The sequence below is a fragment of the Roseomonas nitratireducens genome, from assembly GCF_017813355.1.
Lineage (GTDB): Bacteria > Pseudomonadota > Alphaproteobacteria > Acetobacterales > Acetobacteraceae > Neoroseomonas > Neoroseomonas nitratireducens.
Genome location: NZ_JAGIYZ010000005.1, coordinates 40,284 through 57,684, shown reverse-complemented (window position 1 = coordinate 57,684; position 17,401 = coordinate 40,284). Strand labels below are relative to the sequence as shown.

Genomic DNA, 17,401 nt, shown 5'->3' with positions numbered 1-17,401 from the left:
CCATGCAGATCTGCCGGGACCTGCCCTCGCTCCGCGCCGCCACGGCCGCCTTGCGCGCCGCGAGCCGGCGGCTTGCCCTCGTGCCCACCATGGGGGCGCTGCATGAAGGCCATGTCGCGCTGGTGCATGCCGCGCGGGGGGAAGCCGATGCCGTTGCCGCGTCGATCTTCGTCAACCCGCTGCAGTTCAACGCGAGCGACGACCTCGCCCGCTATCCCCGCGACGAGGAAGGGGACCTGGCGAAGCTGCGCGCCGCCGGCTGCGACCTGGTCTGGATGCCGCCGGTCGAGGCGATGTACCCGCCGGGCAGCGCGACGGTGATCGAAGTGGCCGGCCCTTCCGCCGGCTGGGAAGGCGATGCGCGGCCGGGCCATTTCCGCGGCGTCGCGACCGTCTGCTGCAAGCTGTTCCTCCAGACCGGGGCGGAGGTCGCGGCCTTCGGCGAGAAGGACTGGCAGCAATTGCAGGTCGTGACGCGCATGGCGGCCGACCTCGACATCCCCATCCACATCCTGCCGGTGCCAACGGTGCGGGAGGCCGACGGCCTCGCCCTGTCCTCCCGCAACCGCTTCCTGACGCCGGAGGAACGCGCGACGGCGCCGCTGCTGCATCGCGTGATGACCGAGGCCGCCGCGGCGATCGCCGGCGGCGCGGCGGTGCCGGGCACGCTGGCCGCGGGCGGCGCGCGGCTGGTCGCGGCGGGCTTCGCGCCGGACTACCTCGCGCTGGTGGAAGCCGAGACGCTGCGCGCGCTGGATGCGCCGCGCGCGGATGGCCCGATGCGGCTGGTCGCCGCCGCGCGGCTCGGCACGGTGCGGCTGCTCGACAACATCCCCGTCTAGCCGCGCATCGCCAGCGCGACGCCGGTCAGCGTCATCGCAAGCGCCGTCGCCTCCCGCCAGCCGAAGGGTTCGCCCAGGAACAGCGCGGCGCCCGCGACGCCCACCACAGGCGTCATCAGCGTGCCGAGCGAGGCGAGCGAGGCCGGCAGCCGCCGCAGCGCCGCGAACCACGACAGGTAGCAAAGGCCGAGCGCGAAGACGCCGCCATAGGCGATCAGCCCCCAGCCGCGCGCCGAGAGCGTGTCGAAGGCCCAGGGGTCGACCATCAAGGCGGCGGCCGTGAGCGGCGCGATGCCGATCCCCACCTGCCAAACGGCCGAGGAGGTCGGCGGCAGGCCGAGCGGCCAGCGCTTCGTCACCACCGTGCCGAGCGAGAAGAGCACCGCCGAGGACAGGCCGAGCGCCACGCCGGGCAGCTTCTCGATCCCCACCGAGACGCCCTGCCCGAGCACGAGCAGCGCGAGCCCCGCCAGCGCGAGCACCATCCCCGCGACGCGCGCGGGGCCCGGCCTTTCGCCCAGCACCGCCCAGGCCATCAGCGCGGCCCAGACCGGCATGGTGTAGCAGACGATCGTCGCCTCCGCCGCCGCGAGCCAGAGCAGCGAGAAGGAGGCGAGCCCCATCCAGGCCGTCACGTTCAGCAGCGAGACGAGCACGAGCCGCGGCCACAGCGCGCGCGGGACCGACAGCGCCTCCCGCCGCACGAGCGCGACCACCAGCAGCGTGAGGCAGCCGAGGATGCCGCCGGCCGAGCGCGTGCTCAGCACGCCGAGTTCCTCGAGCAGCAGCTTCATCGCCGGCCAGTTGAGCCCCCAGCCGAGGCTCGTCACGACCAGCAGCAGCAGCCCCGCGGGGTCCGCGCCGCGCGGGGCCGGTCGGGTCAATGCATGAAGTCCGGCTCTTCGCGCGCGAGGATGCGCTTGATGCTTTCCAGGTGCAGCCGCGCGCTGTCGCGGTCCCCTTCGCGCATCTGGGCGTAGGTCTTCGCGGCGAGTTCGGCCGGCACTGGCTTGAGCGCGCGGCCGGTCGCCATCGCCATGCGCTGCACCTCCGCCGCGCGTTCCAGGTAGTACAGGTCGTCCCAGGCCTCGGCGATCGAGGGCCCGACCACCATCACGCCGTGGTTCTTCATGAAGACGATGTCGGCGTCGCCGATGCTGGCCGCGATGCGGTCGCCTTCCTTCTCGTCCAGCGCCAGGCCGCCATATTCCTCGTCCACCACGGTGCGGCCGTAGAACTTCAGCGCGCTCTGCCCCGCCCAGACGAGCGGCGGGCCTTCCAGCATGGCGAGCGCGGTCGCGTTCGGCATGTGGGTGTGGAAGGCGGCCTTGGCGCGCGCGACGTTCTTGTGCATCCGCGCATGGATGAAGAAGGCGGTCGCCTCGGGCACGCCATCGCCCGCGATCACATTGCCGTTGAAGTCGCAGACCAGCAGGCGGGAGGCGGTGATCTCGCTGAACGCCCAGCCATAGGGGTTCACCAGGAACAGGTCGTCGCGCCCCGGCACCACGAAGGAGAAGTGGTTGCAGATGCCTTCATGCAGGCCGAGCCGCGATGCCATGCGGAAGCAGGCGGCGAGGTCGATGCGCGCCTGGCGCACCGCATCCGCGTCGAGTTCCGTGTTGCGCAGCACGGCAGGGGCGCCAGGGGCGCCGAGGGCATGGGCCATGGTGGGTCTCCCGATCAGGTGACGGCAGGTTCCACCCGGGCGGCCGCGCGGGCAAGATCGGCCCGGGAGGAACCGGCCATGCATCGACGCCTGCTTCTGGGGGCGCTCGCCCTGCCCTTCGCCGCGCGGGCCCAGGCCGCGCCGCTGCGCGTGCTCGGCACCGGGGCCGTCGCCGCCTCGACGCGCGACCTCGCCGCCGCCTTCACCGCCCGGACCGGCCGCGCCATCGCCTTCGAGAACGCCAATGCCGGCGTGGTCGCGCGGCGGCTGCGCGAAGGGGAGGCCGCGGACCTGGTGCTGAACAGCGCGTCGCAGGTCGAACGCCTCGCCGCCGACGGAATCCTCGACGGCGGCACGCGGCGCGAGCTCGGCCGCATGCTGATCGGCGCCGCCGTACGGCAGGGCGCGCCGCTGCCCGACATCTCGACCGAGGCGGCGCTGCGCGCGGCGATCCTCGCCGCCCCCGTCATCGCCCATTCGGACCCGGCGACGGGCGCGACCGCGGGCACCCATGCCGCCAGGCTGATCGAGCGCCTGGGCATCGCCGAGCAGATGCGCCCCCGCACGCTGGTCTTCCCCGGCGGCGGTGCGGCCGTGCAGGCGGTGGCGGAAGGGCGCGCGGCGCTCGCGCTCTCCCAGGTCAGCGAGATCATCGCCGTGCCCGGCGCCGTGCTGGTCGGGCCGCTGCCGGACAGCGCGCAGCTCGTCACCGCCTATCTCGGCGCCGTGCATGCGCGCGCGGCGGACCGGGAGGGCGCGCTCGCCTTCCTCACTCATCTTGCGGGGCCGGACGGGCAGGCGCGCTTCCGGGCCGCGGGTTTCGCCACCGGCTGACCCCCCTGGCCGTGGCGCGCACCCGTGCCATGATGCCGGCCAAGAACCATCCAAAGGGGAAGGAAACACACCCATGAACCGCAGGCATCTCCTGGCCGGCGCGGCGGCCCTGCCGCTCGTCGCGATCAGTCCGTCCGAAGGGCGCGCGCAGTCCGGCATCTCGGACGGCGTGGTCAAGATCGGCGTGCTCGACGACATGTCGGGCGTCTTCGCCGACCAGCAGGGCATGGGGGACGTGGTGTCCGCCCGGCTCGCGGTCGAGGATTTCGGCGGCCGCGTGAACGGCATGCCGATCGAGCTGGTCTATGGCGACCTGCAGAACCGGCCCGATGTCGGGCTTTCCATCGCGCGGCGCTGGTACGACCAGGAACGCGTCGATGCGATCTTCGGCCTGGGCAATTCGGCGGTCGCGCTGGCCGTGCAGAACCTCGCGCGCGAAAAGCAGAAGATCGACGTGGTGGTCGCCGCCGGCACGACGGACCTGACCGGGCCGGGCTGCTCCCCCTTCGGCGTGCACTGGACCTACGACAACTACGCGCTGGCGCGCGGGACGGTCGGCGCGGTGATGCAGGGCGGCGGGCGGCGCTGGTACTTCATCACATCCGACTACGCCTTCGGCCATTCGCTGGAAGCCAACGCGGCCGCCGTGATCCGCCAGCTGGGCGGGCAGGTGGTGGGCAGCGCGCGGGCGCCGCTGGGCGAGACCGACTATTCCTCGCACCTGGTGCGTGCCGCGCAGTCCGGCGCCAATGTGGTGGGCATCGCCGCGGCGGGGACGGACTTCATCAACATCGTCAAGCAGATGGGCGAGTTCGGCCTGACGCGGCGCGGCATCCAGCCCGCGGCGCTGCTCTGCCTGCTGACGAATGTGAAGGCGATCGGGCTCGAGACCGCGCAGGGCATGGTCTTCACCGAAGCCTATTACTGGGACCAGAACGACGCGACGCGCGCCTATTCCGAACGCTTCGCCCGCATCCATGGCCGCCCGCCGACCATGTTCCAGGCGAGCATGTGGGGTGCGGTGACGCACTACCTCAAGGCGGTGCAGGCGGCGGGCACCGATGCCTCCCAGGCCGTCATGGCCAAGATGCGGGAGATGCCGATCAACGACTTCATGACGACCAACGGCAGCCTGCGCATCGATGGCCGCGTGATGCGCGACATGTACCTGATGCGGGCGAAGCAGCCGCGCCAGGCGCGCGGGGAATGGGACCTGCTGGAGGTGGTTCAGACCATCCCGGCGAACGAGGCCTTCCGGCCGCTGGCCGAGGGCGGCTGCCCGCTGGTGCGCTGAACCGGGGGCGGAGGCGCGGGACCGTGGCCTCCGCTTGCCGCTTGTTCTGAGAGTATCGCGCGCGGGGCCGGCGGGGCTGCCGCGCGCCGAACGAGCCTACCGATGCCGACCGTGCGAAGGTTCGTCCTTCGCGCGGTCGGGTTCAGTCCCGCGCTTCGGCCACCTCGACCACCGGCACGACTTCGACGCGCGCGAGCCCGCTGCGCATCATGTCGAGGTCGCGCGCGATGCGCGGGCTGACATCCAGGATGCGCCCGCGCGTCCAGGGGCCGCGATCCTGCACCCGGCCGACCACGCTGATACCGTTGCTGAGGTTCGTCACCCGCACGACGGTGCCGAAGGGCAGCGTGCGATGCGCGACGGTGTCGGAGGCCGGGTCGAAGGGCCGCCCATTGGCCATGCGCCGCCCGTTGAAGTGCCGCGCGTAGTAGGAAGCGACGCCGACCTGGGACGGGCCGGCTTCGCGCATCGCCTCGGAGGAGGCGCTCCGGGCATCGGCTTCCGGCATCGGGCCCGCGCATCCGGCGGCGAGCATGCCCAGCAGGAGGGCGGTGCATCCGGCCGCACGGTGCGGCCTTCGGCGGGGGTGCGTGGCGAGGGTGGGGGACCCCATGGGCGCATCTCCGTGGCGATCTTGGCTGCAGGAGCCGTTGGGGGGAGCGCCTTGCGGGGCGCTGGAGGCATCTTCCGGTCGTCGGGGTGTGTAACTCGGACGGGGTTCAAAGCACGGACCCTCGTCCTTGGCAACATGTGGGCAGATCCTGGCAACACTGGGGCAGGCCGGCGATCGCCCCGGGCCGTCACGATTTTTCGTGATTGCTGGGAAGACTTCTGCGTTAACACTTTTTTCCGCCACCGATATCACGGATGACTTCTGCGGAATTTCAATATTGGTAGCCCTGCCGGAAGTATTCGAGGCGACCGCCCCCGACCGGCCGGCAGGTGGACAGGCGCCGCCCTTGGCCTTAGTCCCGGCGGCCCGGATCGGACGAGCGAGGCAGGCATGAGCGGCACCAACCAGCGCATCGACGGCAAGCGGCTGTGGGACAGCCTGATGGCCATGGCCGAGATCGGCGCGACGCCCAAGGGCGGCGTGAAGCGCCTGACGCTTTCGGATGTCGACCGCCAGGGCCGCGACCGCTTCAAGGGCTGGTGCGAGGCGCTCGGCCTGACGGTGCGCGTGGACGCGATCGGCAACATGTTCGCCCGCCGCGAGGGCCGCGACCCGAAGCGCCTGCCGGTGCTGATGGGCAGCCACCTCGACAGCCAGCCCACGGGCGGCAAGTTCGACGGCGCGCTCGGCGTCATCGCGGGGCTGGAGGTGATGCGCACGCTGCACGACCTCAACATCACGACCGAGGCGCCGATCGAGCTGGTGAACTGGACGGATGAGGAAGGCAGCCGCTTCGGCCATTCGCTGATGGGCAGCGGCACCTGGGCCGGCATCTACCCGCTCGAGAAGGCCTATGGCCTGCGCGACGTGGACGGCGTGTCGGTGTCCGAAGCGCTGGACACGATCGGCTACAAGGGCGCGCACGCGGCGAAGCCCTTCCCCGCCGACGCCTATTTCGAACTGCACATCGAGCAGGGCCCGATCCTCGAGCGCGAGGAGAAGCGCATCGGCGTCGTCACCGGCGCGCAGGCGCAGGTCTGGTACGACGCGGTGATCGTCGGCCAGGACAGCCATGCCGGCACCACGCCGCCGTCGGCGCGCAAGGATGCGCTGGTCGCCGCCGCACGGGTCGTCACGCTGGTCGACCAGCTGATGCGCGCGCGCGGGGAGGACGGCCGCGGCACGGTCGGCTTCCTGCAGATCGCCAGCCCCTCCCGCAACGTCGTCCCCGGGGAGGTGCGCTTCAGCGTCGAGTTCCGCCACCCGTCGGACGAGCAGATCCTCGGCCTCGCCGCCAGCTTCCCCGAGCAAGCCGCTCGGCTGGTGGCCGAGACCGGCTGCCGGCTCGAGCTGACCGAGCTGTTCCGCATCCCGGCCCAGCCCTTCGACCCGTCCTGCGTCGACCTGGTGCGGCAGGCGGCGCGGCGGCTGAACCTTCCGGCGCGGGAGATCATCTCCGGCGCCGGCCACGACGCCGTCTATGTCGCGCGCAGCATCCCCACGGCGATGATCTTCACCCCCTGCAAGGACGGGCTGTCGCACAACGAGGCCGAGAGCATCCTGCCCGAGGAAGCCGCCGATGGCTGCCAGGTGCTGTTCGAGGCGGTCGTCGCGCGGGCCAACCGCGCGATCTGACCCGCCGCCGACGGCGCGTCAGGGCTCCAGCGCGGCCTCGACGCGCCGGTTCAGCGCGCGCCCGGCGATCGAGGTGTTCTCCGCCACGGCGCGCTCCGCGCCGAAGCCCGCGGGCCGCAGCCGCGCCGCGGGCACGCCCCGCGCGGCGAGCCATTCGGCCACGGCGCGCGCCCGCGCTTCCGACAGGCGCCGGTTGTGGGCGCCCCCGCCGGTGCTGTCCGTATGGCCTTCGATCCGCCAGGGCGCATTGCCCGGCGTCTCGCGGATCAGCGCGAGCAGCGCCTCGAGGTCCGGCAGGCTGTCCGGGCGCGGCACGGCGCTGTCCGTGTCGAAGCGGATGCCGCGCAGCACGACGCGGCCCTCGCGCCGGAGTTCCTCGCGCAGCTCGGCCGCGGCGGGCGGGCGCGGGCGGCGGGTGAGCTCGACCTGCGCCGTGCCTGTCTCCCCCACGATCAACTCCGCCACCGCGGTGCCGTCCTCGTAGCCCTCCGCGCTGGCGGAGACGACGAGAAGTCCGCCCGGCAGGTCCCGGAACATCGCGCGCCCCTCCCGATCCGCCCGCGCCGAAAGGTCGAGCGTCGCGATGGCGGCGCCCGGCAGGCGGCGCCCGTCCGCGCGATCCACCACCGTGACGTCGAGCGCAGCGGGATTGCGGAACCGCGGGTCCAGGATGACGCGGACGAAATCGATGGCGAAGCCGTCGCGCGCGCCGCTCGATGGGTCGTCGACCAGCAGCGTGAGCGTGCCGGCGCGCAGCAGGCCGTGGAACTCGGGCGGCACCGCCATGGTCAGCAGCTTGCCGACCGGACCCGTCTGGTCGAGCGCGTTCAGCGCCGTGTCGAGCGCGGGGATCCGCGTGCCGTTCAGCGAGACCTGGAAGGCGCCGCCCCAGGTCGGCGCCTGGAAGTCATCGACGAACATCTGCAGGAAGGCGCGGCGGAAGGCGGGCACTTCCCCCATCGGGATGGCGATGGGCTGCGGCGCATTGGCGGGCCGCCCGGTTTCCGCGTGGTAGCCGTCCCCCGCCGGGCCGTCGGGGTCGAGCGGATAGCGCACGCCGCTGCCCACCATGATCCGGTCGGTGCCGGGCGCGTCGCCCGCGGCGGGCGCGAAGGGCCAGGGATGCACGTCGCTGCTGCGGCCCGAGAAGGGATCGTAGCCATCCGGCCACCCGAAGCCGAGATTGTCGATGTCCCCCACGCGCAGCACCACGGCGCCTTCCGGCCCGCCCACCACGCGTTCCAGCTGGCGTTCCCAGCCCGGCCGCATGTTGGGCGGCGCGTCCTGCGCCAAGGCTGCCGGGATGGCCGCGATGCCGAGCAAGAGCCACAACCCTGTCCGCCGCATCCGCATCCTCCGCGCCTTGTCCATCATGGCGCAGCGCGATCTTCGGCAGGAGGGGATTCGCGGCGGCGGGACCTTCGGCGCCGTCCGGGGTCGATCAGAACCCGCTCGCAGCGCCCGGACAATGCGCGGACCTCCGCCGGCACACCGGGGATGTCGCCGCCATCACGCGGTCTCCGCCAGCGCCAGGCAGGTCCCGACCAGCAGCGCATCGGCGCCCCGCGCGGCGATCAGCGAAAGCCCGACCGGATGCCCGCCCACCGTCGCGCCGGGGATGCTCACCTGCGGATGCCCGGCGAGCCCGCCCTGCGCGCAGAGCAGGTTGATCAGGGCGCGGATCGGCTCGAGTTCCGCCAGCGGCAAGCCGGCCTTCGGCGCCGGGAAAGGCGTGGTGGGCAGCGCCAGCACGGTCCCCGGCGGCAGCAGCCCGCGCAGCCGCCCGCGCGCTTCCCGCCGCGTCAGCGCGGCCCAGCCGCGCTCGGCCTCCGGCATGGTGGCGCCCAGCACGAGCCCGCGCGCGACGTTGAAGGCGAAGCGCGGATTGTCGCGCTCGACCCAGGGGCGGAAGGTTTCCCAGGCCTCGACGGGCTGCAGCGTGCGCTGGGCGCGCGACCAGGCGGCGAGGCCGGGCGGCGCCATCACCTCCTCCCGCCAGTCCGGCACCAGGCGCTTCAGCCGCGCGAGCATCGGCTGCAGCGCCTCGGCCGTCTCGGCGTCCGCGATCCCGAAGGCATCCGTCGCGACGATCAGCCGCGTCGGGCGCGCGGGCGGCGTCTCCTCCCCCAGCAGCACGGCGGAGACGCGCGCGAAGGTCGCCGCGTCGCGGGCGAACCAGCCGGTCGTGTCGGATGTCGGCGCCTGCGGCAGCATCCCCGTCAGGTCGAGCCGCCCATGCGTGGGACGGATGCCGTAGAGCCCGCAGAACGAAGCCGGCACGCGCACCGACCCGCCGGTATCCGTCCCCAGCGCCGTGTCGCACAGCCCCTGCGCCACCGCGCTGGCGGACCCCGAGGAGGACCCGCCCGGCACGTGTCCGGGCGCGGCGGGGTTGAGCGGCGTGCCCTCGAAGGCGTTCTCGCCGAGGATCCCGAGCGAGACCTCGTCCGTGATGGTCTTGCCGATGAGCGTGCAGCCGGCATCGAGCAGCGCCTGCACCGCCCAGGCATGGCGGTCCGGGATCGGGTTCTGCCGCGCCCAGTCCGGATTGCCGCCGCCGGTCGGGTGGCCGGCGACGTCGAACAGGTCCTTGGCCGCGAAGGTCAGGCCCGAGAGCGGGCCGCCGGCGCGGCCCTCGATGCGGATCGACGTGCCGGGGACGAAGGGCGACATGGCGGCTCCTGCTGCTGCGCGCGCAGTCTAGGCCGAGGCGCGCGCCCTCTCCCACTGCGCCGCGCCCATGGGCGTCAGCGGATCCTGGCGCGCCCCATCCGTTCCGCCTCCAGCACCAGCAGCAGCGCCACCGCCGCCGCCGCCACCGCCCCCCATTCCGCAAGACCGAGCCCCGCCGTGCCGAACACCGCCTGCAGGGGCGGCGCATAGGTCAGCGCCGCCTGCCCCGCGACCGTCACGCCGAGCCCGAGCCACAGCGCCGGCGTCGGCGCCCCGCCGGCCAGCAGCCCGCCGCGCCCGCGCCGCACCGCGAACAGATAGGCGATCTCCAGCGCCACGATCGTGTTCACCACCGCCGTGCGCGCCACCTCCTCGGTCCCGCCGCGCGCCAGCACCAGGCCGAACACGCCGAAGGCCGCCGCCGCGACGAGTGCCGAGACCAGCAGGAAGCGCCACAGCAGGAAGCCCGTCAGCAGCGGCCGCCTTGGGTCGCGCGGGGGTTCCGCCATCACGCCCCGCTCGGTCGGCTCGAAGGCCAGCGCCATGCCCAGCGCCGTCGCGGTGATGGTGTTGATCCACAGCACCTGCAGCGGCGTCATCGGCAGCATCAGGCCGAACAGCACCGCGCCGGCGATCACCAGCGCCTCCCCGCCATCGGTCGGCAGGTTCCACACGATCACCTTGCGGAGGTTGTCGTAGACCGTGCGCCCCTCCCGCACCGCCGCGGCGATGGAAGCGAAGTCGTCGTCGGCCAGCACCATCTGCGCCGCCTGCTTCGCCGCCTCCGTCCCGCGCCGCCCCATCGCGATGCCGATATCGGCGCGCTTGAGCGCCGGCGCGTCGTTCACCCCGTCCCCGGTCATGGCGACGACGGTGCCGTCGCGCTGCAGCGCCTCGACCAGCAGCAGCTTCTGTTCCGGGCTGACGCGGGCGAAGACATCGGTGTCGCGCACCGCCGCCGGCCAGCCCTCGGCGGGCAGCGCCGCCAGCGCCTGCCCCGTCATCGCCCGCGGCGCGGCGGCGATGCCGAGCTCGGCCGCGATCGCCGCCCCCGTCGCGGCGTGGTCGCCGGTGATCATCACCACGCGGATGCCCGCAGCGCGGCACTCGGCCACCGCCGCGCGCGCCTCCGGCCGCGGCGGGTCGGCAAGCCCCACCAGGCCCAGCAGCGCCAGCCCCTCGGGCGGCGCCAGCGTCGCGGGCGCGGCGTCATCCTCCCGCAGCGCGAGCGCGAGGACACGCTCCCCGCGCGCGGCCATCGCCTCGGCGCGGGCGAGCCACTCCGCCGCGTCGATCCCGGCGCAGCGCGGCAGCACCGCCTCCGGCGCGCCCTTCACCGCCAGCAGCACGCCGCCCTCCCGCCCATGCAGCGTCGCCATCAGCCGGGTCGTCGCGTCGAAGGGCAGCGCCGCGAGGCGCGGATGCGCGACCGCCAGCGCATCGGCCTCGATCCCCGCCCGCGCGGCGAAGGCGAGCAGCGCGCCCTCCATCGGGTCGCCGGCGACGGTCCAGCCCTCAGGCCCTTCCCGCAGCGCCGCGTCGTTGCAGAGCGCGGCGATGGCGGCGAGCCGCTCGGGCACATCGTCCCCCTCGATCGCGCCGAAGGGGGCGTAGCCATCGCCGGCCACGCGCGCCGCGCCGCCGGGCCAGGCGACGCTGCGCACCGCCATCTCGTTGCGCGTCAGCGTGCCGGTCTTGTCGGTGCAGATCACGCCGACGGCGCCGAGCGTCTCCACCGCCGGCAGGCGGCGGATGATCGCATGGCGGGCGGCCATCCGCCGCACGCCCAGCGCGAGCGTGACCGACAGCACCGCCGGCAGCCCTTCCGGAATGGCCGAGACGGCGAGGCTGACCACCACCAGCACCGCATCCGCGACCTTCATGCCGTGCACAAGCACCGCCACCGCGAAGACGACCGTCGCGACGCCGAGCACGAGCACGGTCAATTGCCGCGCCAGGCGCTTCATCTGCCGCAGCAGCGGCGTCTCGGCGGCCTCGAGCCCGGCCAGCATGGCGCCGAGCCGGCCGATCTCCGTCGCCGCCCCCGTCGCGACGACGAGGCCGCGCGCCTGGCCGGCCACGACGAGGGTGCCGAGGAAGGCCATGCCGCGCCGGTCGGCGAGAGGCGCGGCGGCGGCGACCGGCGCCGCGTCCTTCTCGGCGGGGACGGATTCGCCGGTCAGCGCCGCTTCCTCGATGCGCAGGGACGCGGCCTCGACCAGGCGGAGGTCCGCCGGCACGCGGTCCCCGGCTTCCAGCAGCACGACATCGCCGGGGACCAGCGCCTCGGCCGGCAGGTTCTCCCGCACCCCGTCGCGCAGCACGGCGGCGCGCGGGGCGAGCAGCGTGCCGATCGCCTCCAGCGCGCGTTCCGCCCGGCCTTCCTGCAACAGGCCGATCGTCGCATTGGCGACGACGACCACGAGGATCACCACGGTATCCGCCCATTCGCCGAGGAAGGCCGTCAGCGCCGCGGCGGCCAGCAGCAGGCGGATCAGCAGGTCCTGGAACTGCCGGGCGAAGCGCGCGGCGAGCCCCGGGCGCGGCGGCGCGGGCAGCAGGTTCGGCCCGTGGCGGGCCAGCCGCGCTGCCGCCTCCTCCGCCGCCAGGCCGCGGACCCCGCTCTCCGCCCGCGCCAGCGCCGCCGCGGCCGGCAGCGCGTGCCAGGGTGGTGGGGGCGTGTCGGTCAGCCGAGCGCCACCCGGGCGACCAGCACGGCGCCGGCCGCCGCGATGCCCCCGGTCAGCAGGCCGAGCGCCGCGCCGCGCGCGGTCGGCAGCCCCGCCCCGCGCGCCTTCAGCCAGCCGAATCCGCCGAGCGCGGCCGCGGCCAGCGCGGCCGAGCCTAGCGCCGCTGCCAGCCCGCCCAACGGCAGCATCCAGGGCAGCAGCGGCAGCAGGCCCGCCGCGGCATGGCCGATCCCGCCGCCCAGCGCCGCGCGCATCGCACGCCGCGGGTCGGGTTCCTTCAGGTCGAGCTCGAACCGCATCATGAAGTCGACCCAGCGCGTCTTGTCGGCGCAGATCGAATCGACCGCGAGCCGCAGCGCATCCCCGCGCACGCCGTAGCGGTGCAGGATCGCGGCGACTTCCCAGCGCTCGCGGTCCTCGTACTCGACCGTCTCCTCCTCCTCCCGCCGGCGTTCCTCGGCGTAGTGCGCGGCCTCGTCGCGCGCGGCGAGCAGGCGGGCGAGCGCGCCGGCGAGCGCGCCGGCGACGAGCGCGGCGAGCCCCGCGAGCAGGATGGCCGGCCGCCCGGCGGCGCTGCCGGCCAGGGCGGTGGCGACCGCGAAGGGCAGCACGGGGCCTTCCGCCGCGCCGGCGATCAGGTCGCGGATCGTCTCGACCTGGGTGAAGTGGCGTTCCTCATGCGGCGGGCCTGGCGGCATGGGCCAGAGGCCGTCGCGGTTCACGGCTTCCGCCGGCGGGGCTTGCGTCGTCGTCTCCATGGGGTGGAGGCTAGCGCATCGCGGCCGGCGCGACAGGCTCTCAACTCGGTGCCGGCCCGGCCGCGGGGGAGAGAAACGATGAAGCGGATCGCATTGGCGGCGCTCGGCGCCGCGCTGCTCGCACCCATGGCCATGGCCCAGCCCGGCCCCGGACCCGGCCAGGGACAGGGCCGACACATGGAAGGGCGCGGACCGCGGGCGGAGGCGCCGCCGCTGCGCATCCGGGAGATCTCCTCCTTCCATGTGGGCGGTCGGATCGCCGAGCTGTCCGGCCTGCCGGAGCGGGAGATCGTGTTCAGCGCCGGCGCCCCGCCCATGCGCATCAACCCCAACGGCCATTTCCAGGTCGAGCAGATGTACGCGCAGGTGGTGCGGCTGCAGAACCCGCGCGCGCGCTTCCCCATCATCCTCGCCCATGGCGGCGGGCTGACCGGCGTGACCTATGAGACGACGCCCGATGGCCGGCCGGGCTGGCAGATGTTCTTCCTGCGCGCCGGGCACGACGTGATCGTGACGGATGCGATGGAACGCGGCCGGTCCGGCTGGGCGCGCTTCCCCGAGATCCTGGCCGGGGAGCCGATCTTCCGCACCATGGGCGAAGGCTGGGGCCTGTTCCGCATCGGCCCGCAGGATGGCTGGAACCTCGATGCCGCGCAGCGCCGCGCCTTCCCCGACACGCGCTTTCCGGTCGGCGCCTGGAACCAGTTCATGATGCAGGGCGTGCCGCGCTGGACCACGACCGACCGGCAGATCCAGGCGGCCTACGACGCGCTGGTGCAGCGCGTCTGCCCCTGCGTGATGCTGGTGCACAGCCAGGGCGGCAATTTCGGCTTCACCGCCGCGCTGAACGCCCCGGACAAGGTGCGCGCCGTGATCGCGGTGGAACCCTCCGGCGCGCCGCCCGCGACGGCCGAGGCGGCCCGCGTCCGCAACATCCCGCACCTGGTCGTCTGGGGCGACCACCTGGACGCCACGCCCTTCTGGCAGAATGTCCGGCGCAACATCGACCGCTGGCAGGGCCAGATCCGCGACGCGGGCGGCACGGCGGACCTCCTCGACATGCCGGCCGAAGGCGTGCGCGGCAACAGCCACATGATCATGATGGACACCAACAGCGACGACGTGGCGCGGCGCATCGACGCCTGGATGGAACGCCGCGGGCTGATGCGGGAAGCGCCGCAGCCGCGCCGGCGGGAGGGCGGGCGCGCGGGCTGAGAAGGTTGCGGTTGCGGTTGCGGCGCTGGCTGGGTTCCATTACGGGACTTTCATGGCCGGCGCCCCGACTGACCGCATCCCGCTTCACACCATCCTGCTGCCCGTGCTCGGCGTCGCGGCTTGGCTCGCGCTCGGCAAGGCCGGGCTTGGGCCGCTCGCTCTGCTGCTGGCGGCGATCCTGCTCGGCAACGTCATCGCCGCCGTCCACCATGCCGAAGTGATCGCGCTACGCGTGGGCGAGCCCTTCGGTACGCTCGTCCTGGCGCTGGCCGTCACGGTGATCGAGGTCGGGCTGATCATCTCCATCATGCTGGCCGGGGAGCCAAACCCGGCGCTGATGCGGGATTCGGTCCATGCCGTCGTGATGCTCGTGCTGCATGGGCTGGCGGGGCTGTGCATCGTCGTCGGCGCCATTCGCCACCGCGTGACGGAGTTCAAGGTAGAGGGTGCCAACGCCTTCCTCGCAGTGCTGATCCCGATGGCGGTGCTGGTGCTGGTCGTGCCGAACCACGTCGTCTCGGCGCCCGGCCCCTACTATTCCCCGGTGCAGCTGGCCTTCGTCTCGATCGCCTGCCTCGCGCTCTATGTCGCGTTCCTGTTCATTCAGACCAACTGGCATCGGGACTACTTCATGCCGGTGGGCGATGACGGCGAGGGCACGGGGCATGCCCGCCCAACGACGCGGATGGCGCTGATCTCCTTCGCGCTGATGTCGGTCGCGCTGCTCTCGGTGGTCGTGCTGGCGAAAAGCCTCGCGCCGGCGCTGCAGGAAGGGGTGCAGGCGGTGGGCGCGCCGCTCGCGATCGTCGGCGTGATGATCGCAGCCATCGTGCTGCTGCCTGAGACGACCGCGGCGGTCCGCGCCGCCGCGGCCAACCGGCTACAGTCGAGCATCAATCTCTCGCTCGGCAGCGCCGTCGCCTGCATCGGGCTGACCGTGCCTTCGGTCGCCATCGTCGCATGGTGGATCGGCCAGCCGCTGGAACTCGGCATATCCCCCGGCGCGAGCGTGCTGATGGCGCTCGGCTTCATCGTCGCCATCATTACCTACGGCACGGGGCGGACGAACCTGCTGTCCGGCATCGTCCACCTCGTGCTGCTGGCGACCTACATCTTCAGCGTCTTCGCACCCTGACGATCAGGCCGCCGGCCGCTGCGCCGTGCGGCCGAGGGCGCGTTCCAGCATCCGGTGGGCGATCTCCCTCTCCCCCATCACGGTCAGCGTCGCGCCGAGGCCCTTGAGGTGCTCCATCGCCTCCTCCGACCCGGCGCGGGCGAGGATCTCGAGGTCCGGCTGCGCGGCGCGCGCCTGCTCCACCACCTGCCCGGCCTCGAAGGGCTCGGGGATGGCGACGAAGACGCGGCGCGCGGCGGGCAGGTCGGCCTCGGCCAGCACATCCGGATCGGCGGCGTTGCCGGCGATGACGTGCGCGCCGTCGCGCCTCGCGGCCTCGGCCGCGTCCTCCCCGGCCTCGATCACCACCACGCGGCGCCCGGCCGACATCAGCCGCCGGCCGACGAGGCTGCCGACGCGGCCATAGCCGACCAGCACCTCATGCCCCGGCTCGGCGGCCGGCGCGGGCGGGGGCGGCGGCACGGGGGACCGCGGCGCGGCCGGCAGGGTGCGCTCCGCGATCCAGAACACCAGCGGGTTGAGCATGATCGACAGGATCGCCCCGGCCAGCACCAGGTCGCGCCCCTCCGGCGGCAGCAGCGACAGCGCGACGCCGAGCCCGGCCAGGATGAAGGAGAACTCGCCGATCTGCGCGAGCGAGGCCGAGATTGTCAGCGCCGTGCCGTGCCCATGCCCGAACAGCCGCACGATGCCGTAGGCCGCGACCGACTTGCCCACCACGATGATCAGCACCGTCGCGAGCAGCCCGACCGGGTCGCGCAGCACCACGCCCGGGTCGAACAGCATGCCGACCGACACGAAGAACAGCACCGCGAAGGCGTCGCGCAGCGGCAGCGCTTCCTCCGCCGCGCGCTGGCTGAGCCGGCTTTCCGACAGCACCATGCCCGCGAAGAAGGCGCCGAGGGCGAAGCTCACGCCGAACAGCTTCGCCGCGCCGAAGGCGACGCCGAGCGCGACCACGTAGACCGCGAGTCGGAACAGCTCGCGCGAGCCGGTATGCGCGACGTAGTGCAGCAGCGCGGGGATGGCGCGCCGGCCGACCAGCAGCATCGCCGCGCCGAACAGCCCCACCTTGCCGAGCGTGATGCCGATGGCCAGCGCGATGTCGCGGGCGGACAGGGCGCCCGCCGCCATCGCCGCCGCCAGCGCGGGCAGCAGCACCAGGGCGAGGACCATGGCGAGGTCCTCCACCACCAGCCAGCCGACCGCGATCCGCCCGCGCTCGCTGTCGATGATCCGCCGTTCCTGCAGCGCGCGGATCAGCACGACGGTCGAGGCGACCGACAGCGCCAGGCCGAAGACCAGCCCCGCCGGCACGCTCCAGCCGAGCAGCAGCGCGAGCCCCAGCCCGAGCGCCGTCGCCACCGCGATCTGCACGATCGCCCCCGGCACCGCGATGGCCGCGACCGAGACGAGGTCCCGCCAGGAGAAATGCAGCCCGACCGCGAACATCAGCAGGATGACGCCGATTTCCGCCAGTTCCGCCGCGAGCGCGGCATCGGCCACGAATCCGGGCGTGAAGGGCCCGACCGCGACGCCGGCGAGCAGGTAGCCGACAAGCGGGGAGACGCGCAGCCGTTGCGCCAGCAGGCCCAGCGCGAAGGCCAGCACCAGGCCGACGACGATGGTCGCGATCAGGGGGGTCTGGTGGTCCGGCATCTGTCCCGCCTCCTGCTTCTGGGTTTCCTTCCCAGATGGGGGAGCGCCGGTTGAATTTCAATTTTTTCGTTGATATTGATTTTTAGCGTCGATATCCCAGGTCATCCGAATGCCGCTTTCCGCCGCGCAATGCCGGGCTGCCCGCGCCCTGCTCGACTGGACCCAGGCGGAGCTCGCCCGCGCCGCGGGCATCAGCCCCGGCACGGTGCGCGGCTTCGAGGGCGGCCACCACGCGCTGCACCGCGCCACCGCCATGGCGATCCGCGGCGCGCTGGAGGATGCGGGCATCCGCTTCCTCGACCCCTGCGCGGAAGGCGGGGAAGGCGTGCGCCGCGCCGCGGGCGCGGCAGGTTGCCCGCAGGCCCCCCCGCCTCTATAGCGGCG

At 73.5% G+C, this 17,401-nt stretch carries 15 protein-coding genes; 7 read left to right on the top strand and 8 right to left on the bottom strand.

Features of this window, described 5'->3' with window-relative positions; translation table 11 throughout:
- Positions 1-2: 2 nt before the first annotated feature.
- Positions 3-842 (top strand): pantoate--beta-alanine ligase, encoded by an 840-nt coding sequence (panC, locus tag J5Y09_RS07075; RefSeq protein ID WP_209351053.1) that lies wholly within the window; start codon positions 3-5, stop codon positions 840-842.
- On the opposite strand, the gene J5Y09_RS07070 is transcribed toward panC, so the two are convergent.
- Entirely contained in the window at positions 839-1,726 is an 888-nt protein-coding gene (locus tag J5Y09_RS07070) for a DMT family transporter (protein WP_209351052.1), read from the bottom strand. The genes panC and J5Y09_RS07070 overlap by 4 nt on opposite strands.
- Entirely contained in the window at positions 1,723-2,511 is a 789-nt protein-coding gene (locus J5Y09_RS07065; protein ID WP_209351051.1) for an aldolase, read from the bottom strand. Before J5Y09_RS07065 ends, J5Y09_RS07070 begins: the two co-directional genes overlap by 4 nt.
- Positions 2,512-2,589: 78 nt before the next feature.
- On the opposite strand from J5Y09_RS07065, the gene J5Y09_RS07060 reads away from it, so the two are divergent.
- Both J5Y09_RS07060 and J5Y09_RS07055 read left to right on the top strand, forming a co-directional pair.
- The gene (locus J5Y09_RS07060; RefSeq protein WP_209351050.1) at positions 2,590-3,345 is read left to right on the top strand and encodes a molybdate ABC transporter substrate-binding protein; all 756 of its coding nucleotides are present in this window, start codon (positions 2,590-2,592) and stop codon (positions 3,343-3,345) included.
- Positions 3,346-3,418: 73 nt separating this feature from the next.
- A complete protein-coding gene (locus J5Y09_RS07055; protein ID WP_209351049.1) occupies positions 3,419-4,639 on the top strand; it encodes an ABC transporter substrate-binding protein in 1,221 nt (406 codons plus the stop codon).
- Positions 4,640-4,781: 142 nt separating this feature from the next.
- Here the strand turns inward: J5Y09_RS07055 and J5Y09_RS07050 are convergent, their stop codons facing one another.
- On the bottom strand, positions 4,782-5,147 hold the full coding sequence (locus tag J5Y09_RS07050) for a septal ring lytic transglycosylase RlpA family protein (protein WP_209351048.1): 366 nt from the start codon (positions 5,145-5,147) through the stop codon (positions 4,782-4,784).
- 495 nt (positions 5,148-5,642) lie between these two features.
- Between J5Y09_RS07050 and J5Y09_RS07045 the strand changes: the two genes are divergently transcribed.
- Positions 5,643-6,887: a Zn-dependent hydrolase gene (locus J5Y09_RS07045; RefSeq protein ID WP_209351047.1), complete on the top strand. Its 1,245-nt coding sequence runs from the start codon at positions 5,643-5,645 to the stop codon at positions 6,885-6,887.
- A gap of 18 nt (positions 6,888-6,905) precedes the next feature.
- Here J5Y09_RS07045 and J5Y09_RS07040 read toward each other — a convergent pair whose 3' ends face one another.
- The 4 genes from J5Y09_RS07040 to J5Y09_RS07025 all read right to left on the bottom strand — a co-directional run bounded on the left by J5Y09_RS07040 (position 6,906) and on the right by J5Y09_RS07025 (position 13,008).
- Complete coding sequence (locus J5Y09_RS07040; RefSeq protein ID WP_209351046.1) at positions 6,906-8,234, bottom strand: OmpA family protein; 1,329 nt, start codon at positions 8,232-8,234, stop codon at positions 6,906-6,908.
- 162 nt (positions 8,235-8,396) lie between these two features.
- Positions 8,397-9,560, bottom strand: coding sequence for an amidase (locus tag J5Y09_RS07035; RefSeq protein WP_209351045.1), 1,164 nt, complete (start codon positions 9,558-9,560; stop codon positions 8,397-8,399).
- 74 nt (positions 9,561-9,634) lie between these two features.
- Entirely contained in the window at positions 9,635-12,250 is a 2,616-nt protein-coding gene (locus J5Y09_RS07030) for an HAD-IC family P-type ATPase (RefSeq protein ID WP_209351181.1), read from the bottom strand.
- Positions 12,247-13,008 (bottom strand): VIT1/CCC1 transporter family protein, encoded by a 762-nt coding sequence (locus J5Y09_RS07025; protein ID WP_209351044.1) that lies wholly within the window; start codon positions 13,006-13,008, stop codon positions 12,247-12,249. Before J5Y09_RS07025 ends, J5Y09_RS07030 begins: the two co-directional genes overlap by 4 nt.
- Before the next feature lie 78 nt (positions 13,009-13,086).
- Here J5Y09_RS07025 and J5Y09_RS07020 point away from each other — a divergent pair, with 78 nt between their 5' ends.
- Together J5Y09_RS07020 and J5Y09_RS07015 are read left to right on the top strand one after the other, a co-directional pair.
- On the top strand, positions 13,087-14,223 hold the full coding sequence (locus J5Y09_RS07020; protein ID WP_209351043.1) for an alpha/beta hydrolase: 1,137 nt from the start codon (positions 13,087-13,089) through the stop codon (positions 14,221-14,223).
- A 52-nt stretch (positions 14,224-14,275) separates the two neighbouring features.
- Positions 14,276-15,358 carry a calcium:cation antiporter gene (locus tag J5Y09_RS07015; protein WP_209351042.1) on the top strand — a complete coding sequence of 361 codons (1,083 nt, stop codon included), beginning with the start codon at positions 14,276-14,278 and terminating at the stop codon, positions 15,356-15,358.
- A gap of 3 nt (positions 15,359-15,361) precedes the next feature.
- On the opposite strand, the gene J5Y09_RS07010 is transcribed toward J5Y09_RS07015, so the two are convergent.
- On the bottom strand, positions 15,362-17,017 hold the full coding sequence (locus tag J5Y09_RS07010) for a cation:proton antiporter domain-containing protein (protein ID WP_209351041.1): 1,656 nt from the start codon (positions 17,015-17,017) through the stop codon (positions 15,362-15,364).
- 109 nt (positions 17,018-17,126) lie between these two features.
- On the opposite strand from J5Y09_RS07010, the gene J5Y09_RS07005 reads away from it, so the two are divergent.
- Complete coding sequence (locus J5Y09_RS07005; protein ID WP_209351040.1) at positions 17,127-17,396, top strand: helix-turn-helix transcriptional regulator; 270 nt, start codon at positions 17,127-17,129, stop codon at positions 17,394-17,396.
- Positions 17,397-17,401: the final 5 nt, after the last annotated feature.